Origin of the sequence: Pseudomonas sp. IT-232MI5, from assembly GCF_949767845.1 — a bacterium.
In the GTDB taxonomy this organism is placed as follows: domain Bacteria; phylum Pseudomonadota; class Gammaproteobacteria; order Pseudomonadales; family Pseudomonadaceae; genus Aquipseudomonas.
This window is the reverse complement of the sequence record NZ_CATKQE010000010.1, coordinates 1-13,248: the sequence shown is the minus strand read 5'-3', so window position 1 is coordinate 13,248 and position 13,248 is coordinate 1. Positions and strand designations below refer to the sequence as shown.

12 protein-coding genes are annotated in these 13,248 nt (G+C 59.4%); 6 read left to right on the top strand and 6 right to left on the bottom strand.

Features of this window, described 5'->3' with window-relative positions; all coding sequences use genetic code 11:
- Positions 1 to 18 precede the first annotated feature (18 nt).
- Both ACM6JQ_RS08490 and ACM6JQ_RS08485 read left to right on the top strand, forming a co-directional pair.
- Positions 19 to 1,191, top strand: a complete 1,173-nt coding sequence (locus ACM6JQ_RS08490; protein ID WP_414893554.1) for a hypothetical protein — start codon at positions 19 to 21, stop codon at positions 1,189 to 1,191.
- A 180-nt stretch (positions 1,192 to 1,371) separates the two neighbouring features.
- Positions 1,372 to 1,896 carry an SET domain-containing protein-lysine N-methyltransferase gene (locus tag ACM6JQ_RS08485; protein ID WP_007949698.1) on the top strand — a complete coding sequence of 175 codons (525 nt, stop codon included), beginning with the start codon at positions 1,372 to 1,374 and terminating at the stop codon, positions 1,894 to 1,896.
- Between the two features lie 8 nt (positions 1,897 to 1,904).
- Here ACM6JQ_RS08485 and can read toward each other — a convergent pair whose 3' ends face one another.
- The gene (can, locus tag ACM6JQ_RS08480) at positions 1,905 to 2,549 is read right to left on the bottom strand and encodes a carbonate dehydratase (RefSeq protein ID WP_007912954.1); all 645 of its coding nucleotides are present in this window, start codon (positions 2,547 to 2,549) and stop codon (positions 1,905 to 1,907) included.
- Between the two features lie 141 nt (positions 2,550 to 2,690).
- Between can and ACM6JQ_RS08475 the strand changes: the two genes are divergently transcribed.
- Complete coding sequence (locus tag ACM6JQ_RS08475) at positions 2,691 to 3,095, top strand: hypothetical protein (RefSeq protein WP_007912958.1); 405 nt, start codon at positions 2,691 to 2,693, stop codon at positions 3,093 to 3,095.
- A gap of 103 nt (positions 3,096 to 3,198) precedes the next feature.
- Here the strand turns inward: ACM6JQ_RS08475 and rimI are convergent, their stop codons facing one another.
- Together rimI and ACM6JQ_RS08465 are read right to left on the bottom strand one after the other, a co-directional pair.
- Entirely contained in the window at positions 3,199 to 3,651 is a 453-nt protein-coding gene (rimI, locus tag ACM6JQ_RS08470; protein WP_007912963.1) for a ribosomal protein S18-alanine N-acetyltransferase, read from the bottom strand.
- Positions 3,644 to 4,390: a hypothetical protein gene (locus ACM6JQ_RS08465; protein ID WP_007912965.1), complete on the bottom strand. Its 747-nt coding sequence runs from the start codon at positions 4,388 to 4,390 to the stop codon at positions 3,644 to 3,646. The genes rimI and ACM6JQ_RS08465 overlap by 8 nt, the downstream gene beginning before the upstream one ends.
- Before the next feature lie 218 nt (positions 4,391 to 4,608).
- Between ACM6JQ_RS08465 and mksB the strand changes: the two genes are divergently transcribed.
- From mksB to mksF, 3 genes are read left to right on the top strand one after another with little or no spacing between them, the layout of a single operon-like run.
- Entirely contained in the window at positions 4,609 to 5,886 is a 1,278-nt protein-coding gene (gene mksB, locus ACM6JQ_RS08460; RefSeq protein WP_414893553.1) for an Mks condensin complex protein MksB, read from the top strand.
- A complete protein-coding gene (gene mksE, locus ACM6JQ_RS08455; protein ID WP_095114361.1) occupies positions 5,876 to 6,577 on the top strand; it encodes an Mks condensin complex protein MksE in 702 nt (233 codons plus the stop codon). The genes mksB and mksE overlap by 11 nt, the downstream gene beginning before the upstream one ends.
- A complete protein-coding gene (gene mksF / locus ACM6JQ_RS08450; protein ID WP_414893552.1) occupies positions 6,574 to 9,414 on the top strand; it encodes an Mks condensin complex protein MksF in 2,841 nt (946 codons plus the stop codon). Before mksE ends, mksF begins: the two co-directional genes overlap by 4 nt.
- A 183-nt stretch (positions 9,415 to 9,597) precedes the next feature.
- On the opposite strand, the gene ACM6JQ_RS08445 is transcribed toward mksF, so the two are convergent.
- Genes ACM6JQ_RS08445 through ACM6JQ_RS08435 form a run of 3 tightly spaced genes read right to left on the bottom strand, consistent with a single transcriptional unit; the run spans position 9,598 to position 13,163 of the window.
- Positions 9,598 to 11,901 (bottom strand): intermembrane transport protein PqiB, encoded by a 2,304-nt coding sequence (locus tag ACM6JQ_RS08445; RefSeq protein WP_007912970.1) that lies wholly within the window; start codon positions 11,899 to 11,901, stop codon positions 9,598 to 9,600.
- Complete coding sequence (locus tag ACM6JQ_RS08440; RefSeq protein WP_007912971.1) at positions 11,894 to 12,517, bottom strand: paraquat-inducible protein A; 624 nt, start codon at positions 12,515 to 12,517, stop codon at positions 11,894 to 11,896. Before ACM6JQ_RS08440 ends, ACM6JQ_RS08445 begins: the two co-directional genes overlap by 8 nt.
- A complete protein-coding gene (locus ACM6JQ_RS08435; RefSeq protein WP_007912972.1) occupies positions 12,504 to 13,163 on the bottom strand; it encodes a paraquat-inducible protein A in 660 nt (219 codons plus the stop codon). Before ACM6JQ_RS08435 ends, ACM6JQ_RS08440 begins: the two co-directional genes overlap by 14 nt.
- Positions 13,164 to 13,248 lie beyond the last annotated feature (85 nt).

Genomic DNA, 13,248 nt, shown 5'->3' with positions numbered 1-13,248 from the left:
GCTGAAAAGGATCTGAGCATGTTCAAACTCGCAGGACTCACACTCGCCGCGCTCACACTGAGCGCAGCCGCCCACGCCGATGTCGATCTGAAACTGGGCAGCACCGAACGCGTCACCCGTCTCTTCGCTTACCCCAACAATTGCAGCGTGATCTGCTTCCGCAACTGGACGCTGGAACAGACCGTCGCCCATTACCTGAGCCAGAGCGTGCAACGCGATGGTTATGCCGATGCCAAGGTGTTGGTAAAAACCGACAACGGCCAGCTCTACGCCGAAATCACCGGCGTGCCAAAGGATTACGACAAACCGCTGTCGGCGCTGCTGGACGCCGGGGATCTGGCCTACACCGGCGCCAGCAAGCTCAACGCCGATGGCAAATGGGCCTACAGCTGGTACCTGTTCCTGCCGCTGGGCATGGCTCTGGAAAACCGCAAAAGTGTCGAGTTGCTGCATTTCCCGCCGGATTACTCGCTGACGCAAGCGCAGGATTATCTGCGTTCGAACACCACCGATCGTTGGGCGACTCTGTTGACCGACAACGGCATCCCCGCCGCCCAGACACCAGCGTTCCAGACCATTATCGACATCGCCCCGATCGCGGCACCGTCCAACGCCGGCAGTGATCTGGAAGGCGTGTATGACTATTTCAAGGACTACCAGACCACCCTGGTCAAACAGTTCAGCCAGACCGCCAGCGGCACGACGCTGCCAATGGTCGCGTTCGGCGCACCGGTGCGTAACTGGATCAAGCAACAATACGGGCCAACCGTGAATGTCTTGGGCCTGGCGACGATCAGCCCGAGCGAAGGCGTGAAAGTGCCGGTGCTGGGTTCCAACCATCCGAGCTATATCTGGTACGCCGCTGACCCGAAAAGCTACACCGGCGACGACGCCCAGGCCAAGGCTGATGCTGCGGGTCTAAAAGTCATGGGGCAGGATTTGAGCGCGGCCTGCTGGCAGGCTGGCATGGGCAGCAAACCGGGCAGCGATGCGCAGGCCACCCTCAACAGTTGCACACAGACGTGGCAGGTGACGCAGAAGGTCAAAACCTGCGAGTTGTTCTACACCTCGATCCGCAACCTGCCCCCGGAACAGGCCGTCGCCAAGTGCGCGACCACCCCGATCAAGGCGCAACTGAAGCAATTGCAGACACCGCTGCCGGCCACCGCCGTTCCCGCCCCGCACCTGTAATCGCCGAAAGCGCTCCCGTGTCAGCCAATGCTGACGCGGGAAAGCGTCTAAATCGCCTGTCAGATCTGACAGTAGACCGGCTATACCTAATACGACACGATTGGATCCAAACAGAAGTGTTGCAGTGCTGACAGGACGTCAACCCAAAGAAGTCGCAAAACCTTTGCGACAAGGACTGTTATGAATATCCACGCCATGGCGCAATCGGCGCCACGCGATACTGAGGGTATTTACCCCTTCGCCGGTTTGCCCGTGCGACTGGGGTTTCCCGCCAGTGCCGATTTCGAAATCATCCACGATGCGCACGGCAGCCCTATGGCGGTCGCAGCGCGAAGCGAGTTTGTGCAAAGTCATCGGATATGCCGGGTGTCCGGGCAACTACTGCCCTATCGCTGCCGACAGACCCGACAAATGCTGACGGGCATCCACATTTACGATCCGCGCTTTTGCGGTTTGATCGAACACGCGTGCGACCCCAACGTATTTCTCGACATGAGCGAGCTGTGGTTGTGGGCGTTAAAAGATATCCACAGGGGGGAGCGGCTGACCATGGACTACGCCGCCACCGAAGACAAACTGCTGCATCAGTTTGCCTGCGGCTGCGCAGCCAAACGCTGTCGAGGGTGGATCACCGGTCACGACGAACCACCCAGTATCGAGGGCCAGCACTTTTTACAGCGCTGGCGGCTCTCGGGTTTGCGCTGACAGCCCGGTTACAAAGCGCCAACCGGACGCAAACGATACTGCGGCGGCAATTGCTCAAAACCGCTGATGGTGGTGTTCAGGCTTTTCCAGCGACCATCCTTGATGCCGTAGATGCAACCGTGGATCGACAGGCTCTGCCCACGATGCCAGGCGTTCTGGATGATGCTGGTGTGCGCGACGTTGGCCACTTGCTGGATCACGTTGAGTTCGCACATCCGATCAACCTGCTCTTCTTCGGTCGGCAGCTTGGCCAGTTCTTCGCGTTTCTCGTAGTACAGATCGCGAATCGAACGCAGCCAGCCATCAATCAGGCCAAACTGACGATCCTGCATTGACGCGCGCACACCGCCACAGCCGTAGTGGCCAGTGACGAGGATGTGTTTGACCTTGAGTACGTCGACCGCGTACTGGATCACCGACAGGCAGTTGAGGTCGGTGTGTAGCACCACGTTGGCAACGTTGCGGTGCACGAACAGATCGCCCGGCAGCATGCCGACGATTTCGTTGGCCGGCACACGCGCATCGGAGCAGCCGATCCACAGATATTCCGGCGTTTGCTGGCGCGCCAGTTTGGCGAAGAAATCCGGGTCTTCCTTGGTGATCGCGTCAGCCCAACGCTCGTTGTTATCAATCAGGTCTTGTAAGTCATGCATGCTGTAAGGCCTCAAGAAAGATGCGCTGGTATGACAGACGACCGCCCGTCGGGGTCACGCCGCCAACGCAAGTGATTTCATTGGAATTCTCGTGTGCCTGGCGAGTCCACCTAAGTAAGGCCCACAGTATGAGGAATTGCCATGACTGATTCACGACGCCCTTACGATGCGGTGCAACCAGAACCCATTGATGATAACGAAGACCGCATGGGTTCGGTGCATGAGCTGGATTTCGATGAAGACCAGCCCAGCGCGAAAATCGGTGATGAGATTCCCGAGCGTGAGCGCGAGCAGTTGATGCCGCGTGAGCGGGTGCGCGAGGCCGGTTTTACCGGTGCATCGACCGCTGACCATGAACCCACCGACGATGACTTGAGCCCGGAAACGCTGATTCACGAAGACGGTGCGCGGGATGCCGAAGAGGCCGGGGAAGGCAATCAGGCGGATTGGGATTTGAGCATTGTCGATGAAGATGACATCGGCGGTGGCAATGGGCTGGATGAGGCGGAGCTGGCGCGGCGTGATCCGCTGGATGGCAACCGCTAGCAGACGCGCCCCCTTGTAGGAGCTGCCGACGGCTGCGATCTTTTGATCTTGGTCGTAACATCAAAATCAAAAGATCGCAGCCTTCGGCAGCTCCTACAGGTCATCAGTCAACCAGGGTGCAGGCCATGACCACGGCATCCTCGCGCCCGCCCACCGCCGGATAATAATCCCGACGCCGGCCAATCTCATTGAAGCCATAACGCTCATACAACTTGAACGCGCCCGTATTGCTGTCACGCACTTCCAGAAAACATTCCCGCGCCGAAGCCGCATACGCCCGCGACATCAAGTGCTCAAGCAACGTCAGCCCCAGCCCACGCCCCTGATTCTCAGGTTTGACGGTAATGTTGAGCAGATGCGCCTCATCCAGAATGATCTGCACCACCCCGTGACCAACCTGCTGCTCACCCTCGAACATCAGCCAGATCTGGTACTTGCCCAGCCCATCAAGAAAAATCCCCCGAGTCCACGGGTGGCTGTAAGCGGCGTACTCGATTTTCAGCACGGTTTCCAGATCCGCCTCGGTCATCGGGCGGAACGATACAGCGTCACTCATTCGATTCTTTCCAGCGCGCCATCAGCCGACGCATGGCTTGCCACACAGCGGCCTTGCGCTGTGGCTCTTCCATTAACAATTCCAGACCGGGAATGGCCCAGGCCGAGCCCAGACCTTCGATCTGCAATTCACGATTGAATGCTTCGGCATCCGCTTCACCGGCAAAACGTACCGCCGGCAGGCCGATCAGCCACAGGCAGGCGCACGGAGCGGCTTCCATTTGCACCGAAAGGAAACCCTGAACGAAGTCGCGCGCCGCGTCCGGGCCCTGATCCATGGTGCCGCGATTGAGCCACGGCCAACGCACCGGTTCGCCGACGATTTGCGGCGCATCCGGCAGACCGGCGGCGCGCAGCATGTCCTTGAGCAACAGATAAGCCGGATCACGGCTCTGGAACGGTTCACCTGTGGGTAACTCGACCAACAACAGGCAGCGCCCGGCACGAAGCAATTGCAGAGCAAAACGTGGCGGTGGCACTGGCGCCGGTTTGGCGACAACCGGCGTGTCGTCGGCCTCTTCCACCGGTTTGGCGTTGGTCCGGGTGCTGGCCAACGAAGGACGCGGCACTTCGATCTTCGGCCGTTCGGCCGGACGAGCGGCAGGCTGCGCGGGCGCTTCGACCGCAGGCGCAAGCACCACCGGCGCCTCTACCTCGGGCTCGGGCATGTCCAGCAGCTCGGGCCGTGAAGGCGCGGCGAAAGGCAATTCGGTGCGCGGCAGCCAGTTGACCACCTGCATGGCGTTCAAATAGGCGCGGCGGCGGGACTCGATTAGCAAGGGTCGGCCACTTGTGGATAACTGAAGTGCGCTGATTCTACCGCCGTTCGCTCAAGATCGCCCGTTGTTGATCGATAGACTTGGTCTAAAGAAAGCGACAGTCCGTCCCGAGAGTGAATCGCATCCTTCGTGATGCAGTACAATCGCCGCTTTTCATTGCCAACCAGCCGGGCATTCCGATGATCGAACCCAAGCGCGTCTTGCGCGCCCTCGCTGAACACTGGGCATTGCTTGAGCCACTGTGTGAGCATTTCGACCAAGGCACATTGAGCCTCAACGAACTGCGCTCGCAACTGGCCGCCCAACAACTGGACAGCACACCGCAGGACATCACCAGCCTGCTCGACGTGTGGATTCGCCTCGATATTCTGATTCCGGTGGCGAAAAGCCCGAACCGTTTCGAGCTGAATGCGCAGATTCATGACTTCCTCGCTTACCTGCGTCGTGAGCACCGGCTGGGCCTGTGCCTGGAAATCGAAGCCTATCTGCGTCACCTCGAGCGTCTGGCCGGTTACATCCAGGACGCGTTCGACATCCGCGACGGCCACGACCTCGCGCGCCAGTTGCGCCTGCTCGACATGCGCGTGCGCGATGTGCTGAAGAAGCTCGACAACGACGAACAGGCCCTGGTCGCCGTCGCCGAGCGCGCGAAGACCAGCGATCGACAAATTCCGCTGCGTCAGCGCTACGCCGAAGTGCTGGCGACGTGGGACGAATATGTCGAGCCGATGATCGATCTGGTGAACGCCGACGGCGCCTTCGAACAAGGCGTGCGCAAGGTCGAAACCGTGCTGCTGAAGATGCTCAGCGAACAGCAGCGCCTCGGCCATCTGGTCGATGACGACATGCTGCTGCGCACCCACGCGCGCATCCTCGAAATGCAGACCAGTGCCCAGCTGACTTTGCGTCATGCCCGTGAACTGCTGCTGCCGCTGCGTGAAGAAGCGCGTCGGCATAACGCCGTGACCCGTGGCGCCGCGTTGGCGTTGGCAGCGATTCGCCGCAAAGGCATCGACGCCGTGCCGCAAGCGGCGATGCCGCTGTTTACCCGCCCGCAGAGCACCTTCCTCGGCAGCGCCAGTCAGGTCGAAGCCTACGTTTATGCCTTGGCGCGATTCGAGCCAAAACCGGCGCGCTTCCCGAAAGCGCACAAAACGCAGAAAGGCGAAGCCCCACGCGCGCCACGCACCGTTCGCGAGATGGTCGACCGCTGCGAAGAAGCCCTGCCGATGCCGGATCTGATGACCTGGCTGCTGGAGCAGGAACCGGACGGCGCGACCGACGAATTGCTCTACTGGTTCTCGCGCCTGTCGCGGGAAAAACGCTTCAAGCGCGAGCGTCTGGAACGCCGCGAATACCACACTCACGAGCACCAGGTCAGCCTGCGCTCCTTCGCCCTGCTCTCGGCCAGCGATAACGCCGCCGAGAATTCTGCGAGCATCCCCAATGCATCTTGATCTTTCCGAACTGTCGCAACTCGCGCCGATTTTCCGCGAGCTGTTCAAGGGTTACCACGTCAGCCGCCGCGACCCGGAGCTGTACACGCAACTGTCGAACTTCCAGGATCAATACCGCACGCTGTTCAAGGCGCTGGGTTTTGAGCTGGTCTGCGATACCCGTGGTTTCTACTACTTCGTGCCGGACATGGCCGCTGCGGCGGTGAACAAGACTGCCCAGCGTCTGGCGCTGTTCACCTTCATCCTCGTCGAGCATCTGGCCGATCAGGGCCGCGACCCGATTGCCGTGCTCGATGGCGGCAGCCTCGGCCGCGAAGAGCTGCCATCGCTGCTGGAGAAATACCGCGACCTGTTCATTCAGGCCGAAGTGCAGACCGTTGAAGAACTCGAAGAAAAGATCATGCGCCGCATGACTCAGCTCGGCTTTGCCAGCGAAGAAAACGGCGTGTACCGCTTCCTGCCGCCGATGCACCGCTTCCTCGACGTCTGCCTGTCGGTACAGCAGGACCGTGATCTGGCGGCCAGCGTGCACAGCGTGCTGCCGTTGCCAGCACCGGTGCTGATCGACGAAGCGGCCGAAGCCAAATTCCTCGAAACCGACGACCCGCTCGATCTTTCCGAATTTGAAGAAGAGAGCGAAGAAGACGCACTGGCCCGCGCCATTGCCGAAGAACAGGAGTCCGACGCATGAGCCAGGAACGCTACGGCATCCGCCGCTTTGCCCTTTTGAACACCGCCGGTTACAGCCTCGGCCTGTTCCCGCTGGAAGAACCGCTGTCGGTTTACGGCGCAAACAACCTCGGTAAATCGGCATCGATCAACGCCTTGCAATTCCCGATTCTGGCGCGCATGTCGGACATGAGTTTCGGCAAATACAGCCTGGAACAATCGCGGCGCTTCTACTTCGCTTCCGACACCAGCTACATCCTTGTCGAAGTGAATCTGCCCCACGGCCCGCACGTGATCGGCGTGGTCGGTCGCGGCCCGGGCGGCGGTTTCGGTCACCAGTTCTTTGCTTACGCCGGCAAGCTCGATCTGGCGCATTACCAGAAGAACGACACCTGCCTGCGCCAGAAAGAGCTGTTCAGCAACCTTGAAAAAGAAGGCCTGAAAGCCTACGAACTCAAGCCTGATGAGCTGCGTCGTTTGCTGGTGGGCGGTCATACGTCGATTCCTTTGGATCTGACCCTGATTCCACTGCGCTCCACCAGCGAACAGAGCCTGAAGACTTTCCGTGCGCTGTTTATCAACCTGCTGCACATGCGCGAAATCACCGCGGCCAAGCTCAAGCAGTTGTTCCTCGATGCCTTCGAACACAGCCTGCGTTCCGGCAGCGTCGATTACATCGCCGCCTGCGAAGAAGCCTTCCGCGACGTGCGCCGGATGGAACAGGACTACAACTCGCTGGTCGCTGCCGGCCCGTTGGTTGAAGCCTTGGCCAACGGCGTGAAACAGCGCGACGTGCTGCGCGGCAAACTGCATCGCCTGTCGCCACTTCTGGATTCGTTGCTCGGCACCTGGTCGGACTACGCCAGTGCGCGCAAAGAAGAGCTGACGATTCAGGCCGACCACTACCGTGGCGAGCAGGACAGTCTGCAAAACGATCAGCGCGGCGGCACTCAGGAACTGATGCGTCTGGAGCGGGAAATTTCCGGTATCCAGCGCTGGCTCGGCGAATTGTCGGTGCTGAAAAATCGCTTCGCCCTGGTCGATGACGTCAAAATGCTCGAGCAACAATTGCTCGCCGCCAAAGACGCCCACGACGAACTGGCCGGTGCCTTGGCGCAATCGCGTCAATTCAGTGCGGAAGATCTGGAAGAGCGCGTACGCGATCTGGAAAAACGCCTGAAGTCGGTGAAGCAGCAACTCGATCACGCCGACAACAACAGCTATGCCCGTCTGCGCGAAGAGTTCTCGCAACAGGACGTCGAGCGTCTGATGCGCCTGTTCAATAGCGCACTGTTCAGCCTGCCACTGGGCGAACACGGCATCACCCTCGACGACGACGGCGAGTGGGTCAAATCGGTCGAGCTGATTCTCGATGGCTTCAAGGGCGAGCGCTTCGAAGTGCCGGGCTTGTCCATCGACATCTCGCACATCGAGCCGCCGGCGCTGCAGGCCTTGGCTGACCGCGCTGCGCTGCGCGACCAGAAAGAGCGTCTGGAAAAAGAACTCAAGCAACTGAAAACCCAGCAAGCCGTGGCCGCCGACCGCGCCGCGAGCAAGACCCAGACCGAAGCGCTGTACCAGCAAGTGCTGGACGCGCAGAAAGCCTTGGAAGATTTCCGCCGCACGCAGACATTGAGCGCTGAAGAAAGCGACAAGCTCGAGCAACTGGCGCAGATGGAAGGCGCGCAGGACGAACTCAAGCGTTCCAGCGACGCCTTCACCGAACGTGTCCAGCAACTGTCGGCCAAGCTGCAACTGGTCGGCCGCCAGATCGCCGATATGGAAGCCAAGCAACGCACCCTCGACGATGCGCTGCGTCGCCGTCAGTTGTTGCCGGCGGATCTGCCGTTCGGTACGCCGTTCATGGATCCGGTCGACGATTCGATGGACAACCTGCTGCCACTGCTCAACGACTATCAGGACAGCTGGCAAGGTCTGCTGCGCGCCGATGGCCAGATTGAAGCGCTGTACGCGCAGGTGCGCCTGAAAGGCGTGGCCAAGTTCGACAGCGAAGACGACATGGAGCGCCGCCTGTCGTTGCTGATCAACGCTTACGCGCACCGCACCGATGAAGCGCTGACACTGGGCAAGGCCCGTCGTGCGGCGGTCACCGATATCGCCCGGACCCTGCGCAACATTCGCAGCGACTACGACAGCCTCGAACATCAACTGGCGCTGTTCAACCGCGAGATCAACAAGCGTCAAGTGTCCAACCTGCAGAGCTTCCGCATCGTCCTTGCGCCGAACAAGGAAGCGCTCAAGCACATCGACCAGATCATCCACAGCGCCGGTCAGTACGAAGAAGGCGAAACCCTGTCGGTGTTCGACCTCAGCCAAAGTGCCGAGCAGGACAACAAGAACGAAGAGGCCAAGGAATACCTGGCGCGGCTGGTGGCGGCGAACCACAACCAACTCGGCCTCAAGGACTTGTTCGAACTGGCCTTCGAGATCACCAAGGTCAACGGCCAGCCGGTGATCCACACCGACATCGATGGCGCGGCGTCCAACGGTACGACCATGACCATCAAGGCGCTGACCAACATGTACTTGTTGCTGCACTTGATGGATCGCGATCTGGCCGGTCGCGTGCGCCTGCCGTACTACCTCGACGAGGCCGCAGACATCGACGAGAAAAACCAGGCTGCACTGCTGGAAACCAGTCTGCAACTGGGCTTCGTGCCGATTCTGGCGAGTGTGAAGCCGCAGGTCTGCGCCAGTGTCGCGATCGACCTGGAAGGTGGCAGCGGCCCGGCGGGGATCTACATTGATGAGGCGGACTGGAAGTACATCCGTCGCCATGATGTGGTGAAGGCTACGGTCAATGTTGAAGCGGATGAGCCGGAGCTGGATGCGGTTTGATCGGCATTAGCTGAAGGCAATAAAAAGGGCCGCGATCTATTTGGATCGCGGCCCTTTTTTATGGCTTGGGATTTGTGCTGATTTTGCGGGCCCTATCGCTAGCAGGCTCACTCCTACAGTTGGAATGCGCTCCCCTGTGGGAGTGAGCCTGCTCGCGATGGCGCCACTTCAGACACCATAGAATCACTTACCGAGGGAAATCTTCGGCGCCCAGGTCAGCCACTCATCCTCAAACTTGTCGAACAGCGGGAACGTCTGCTCCGCCCGTGCCGGGTTACCCATGCGCTCGCCATCCGGCGTGGCGAAAGCAATCCCACCCTGAATCGCCGTCTCCAGCGACTCGGTGCGCACCGTCAGCCCGTTGAACAAACCGATATCAAACCCGACACCGCTGGTGTTCCAGAACCGGCTACCGCTGCGCACCAACGGTGCGTATTTCGGCTCGATCAGAATGTGCACCAACACGCGATCAGCTGTCTGGCCCAGTTCATAACCGGTGACCTTACCCACGGTAATTTCACGGTAAGTCACCGGCACACCCGGTTTCAGCGAACCACGACGGGCCGCGCTCAAGACCAGACTCAGACCGGCCTCTTGCTTGGTCACTTCCGGCGCATTGGCCAAGGCCACAAAGTTCTTCTGCGGGCCGAGGTTCTTCGCCGCCGGTTGCACTTCGATGTACTTCCCGGTCACCAGGGTTTCCAGATTTTCTGTCTTGATCAGGCCGAGCTCCGGTTTTACCACCCAGAACTGGCTACCAACCCGGGCGATCTTCTCCGGCACTTCAGTGATGCGCGCCGTGAGGATCACCGATTGCAGATCGTCAGTCAGATCAACGCTTTCAATCTTGCCGACATCCAGTCCCTTGAAGCGAACCGGCGTGCCGCTGCGCAAACCATCGGCGCGATCGACCTTGATCGTGACCACGGCACCCTTCTGATTAGCGTCATCGTGGTTGGCGAACAGACGGAAGCGCGGAATGCGCTTCTGTAACGGCGCCTTGGCTTGCGGTGTTTCGAAAGCGATACCGCCGGCCATCAGGGTTTGCAGCGACTCGCTCTTCACTTGGATTCCGCCGGTCAACCCGCCAGTCAGCGTGACACCGCTGACGTTCCAGAAGCGTGTCGAGGCGTTGACCAGGTTTTCGTACTCCTTCTCGATGTGCACACCGATGACTATCTGCTTGCGAGTCTTGGAGAACTGGTAGCTCTGAACCGAACCGACCTTGACCTGTTTGAACAGAATCGGACTGCCGACATCAATCGAGCCAAGTGTATCGGTGAACAACACCAGGTGCAGGCCCGGCGAACGCAGATCCAGCGGCGGCGCCTTCGGCCGTGCCTCGAACTCGCGTTTCGGCGGCGCGCCTTTATCACCCGGACGCACAGCGATGTAGTTACCTTTCACCAAGGCTTCCAGACCGGTAATGCCCGCCAGGGAAATCGACGGCTTCACTACCCAGAACTGCGTGCCGTCCACCAGATAGTCTTCAGCCAACGGATCAAGAGTCAGTTCGGCAGTGGCGCTGTTCAGGTCCGGATCGACCTTCAGCGCCTTCAGGTTGCCGACCTGAATACCTTTGTACATAACTGGTGTACGGCCAGCCTGCAGACCTTCGAAATCGCTGAGTTTGACCTTCACACGGATCCCGGCAGCGGCCGCATCGAAGTCTTCGTACAAACGAAATGGCAGGCTTGGATCGGTCGGCGGGCTGTCCTTGCGGTTTTCGGGTGTGGCGAAAGCGATACCACCGGCGACGATGCTGGCCAGCGATTCGCTGCGCACTTTCACCCCGGACAGGTTGGCGTCGATGCTGATGCCGCTGGCGTTCCAGAAACGCGTGTGTTTGCGCACCAGTTTGGCGTAGGTCGGCTCGATGAAAACCTTGAGCTCGACGGTACTCTGGTCTTCCGAGAGCAGGTAGCTTTTGACCTGGCCGACCTTGATCTGCTTGTAGAACACGGGGCTGCCACGGTTCAGTGATCCGAGACGATCCGCCTTGATAGTCAGGTGCAGACCGGGCTTGGCGTCCGACAACGGCGGCTCTTCGGCCAGCGCCTTGAACTTGCGCGTCGGTTCGCCTTCGCCGGGGCTGATAGCCACGTAGTTACCCGAAACCAGAGTTTCCAGGCCGGTGATACCGGCCAGGGTCACGCTCGGTTTGACCAGCCAGAAGCGCGTGCTGGTCTTGAGGTATTGCTCGACGTCTTTGTTCATCTCAACGGTGGCGATCACACCTTTTGAGTTGCCTTCATCGTCGAGCTTAAGCGCCTTGACCTTACCGACCGGCATGCCTTTGTACATGACCTCGGTCTTGTTGGCCTGGATGCCTTCACCGCTTTCAAAGCGGATCTGAATCTCGATACCAGTTTCGGAATAGGCACGCCAGCCGAGCCAGCCGCCGATGATCAGCGCGATCAGAGGCAGAACCCAAATGGCAGACCAGTTCGAAGCCGGTCGGGTTTTCGCTACGGGCAAATCAGTCATGGTCGTCGTCCGACTCCGTGTTATCCCAAATCAGTCGGGGATCGAAAGTTACTGCGGCGAGCATCGTCAGAATCACCACACTGGCGAAGGCGATGGCGCCAAGATTGGCTTCGACACTGGCAAGCCGGCCGAAGTTGACGACCGCCACGAGAATGGCGATCACAAAAATATCGAGCATCGACCAGCGGCCGATGAACTCGATAAAGCGGTACATCCAGATACGCTGACGCGCGGACAACGGTTGGCGTCGTTGTACCGAAAACAGCAACAGCGCAATACCCACCAGTTTGAAGGTGGGCACGAGAATACTGGCGATAAACACCACAGCCGCGATCGGAATCATGCCGTGCTGCACCAACTGGATCACGCCGGACATGATAGTGCTCGGATCACCCTGGCCCAAAGAACTGACAGTCATGATCGGCAGCACGTTGGCTGGAATATAGATAATCGCTGCCGTGATCAGCAGTGCCCAGGTACGGGTGAGGCTGTCAGGCCTGCGAGCGTGCACCAATGCACCGCAGCGGGTGCAGGTCTGCTCGTCGGTGTCCGCTTCCTGCCTGTTCAACTCATGACATTCAGTACACACCAGAATGCCCGCATCAATCGCCCGCATGAGCGTCCTCTCCTGATAACGCCTGCCAGATCTGGTGCGGTGACATCACCACTTCCAGCCAGACCTGAACCAACAACAAGCCGATGAAACACGCCAAACCCAGGCCTACGGTAATGGCTGCCATGTCTGCCAGTTTGACGATCGCCACCAGTACGCCCATGAGGTAGACCTCGAGCATTCCCCAGTCTTTGAGGTGGTGATAAATGCGATAGAGCAGCAAGCCATAGCTGCGTCCGACATTGAAGCGGATCGTCAGTAACACGAACAACTGGCACAGCAACTTGAGCAGCGGTATGGCCATGCTGCACAGAAATACGACAATCGAAACGCCCTGCATGTCCGTATTGAACAGGCCGAGCACACCACTCCAGACCGTATCCTGCGAGGATTGTCCGAGGATATTGAGTTGCATGATGGGTAAAAAGTTTGCCGGGATGTACAGCAATAAGGCTGCGATCACCAAGGCGAGGCTGCGCTGCACCACGTTGTGACGGTGAGCGTACAACTCGTAACCGCAGCGTGGGCAGAGCGCTTTTTCGCCGTGGGCAAGTGTGGGCTTGCGCATCAGCAGGTCGCACTCGTGACAGGCCACCAAGTCTTCCAGCGGTAAATCTGACAGCCCGGGGGCGTCAACCGACTCTGACATAAAGGCTCTGGCTCCGAATAAGGTGGGGCTATTCTAGTGTTCTGATTCGAAAATAACTGTGCAAATTTGTTCGCTGTCGCGAGTA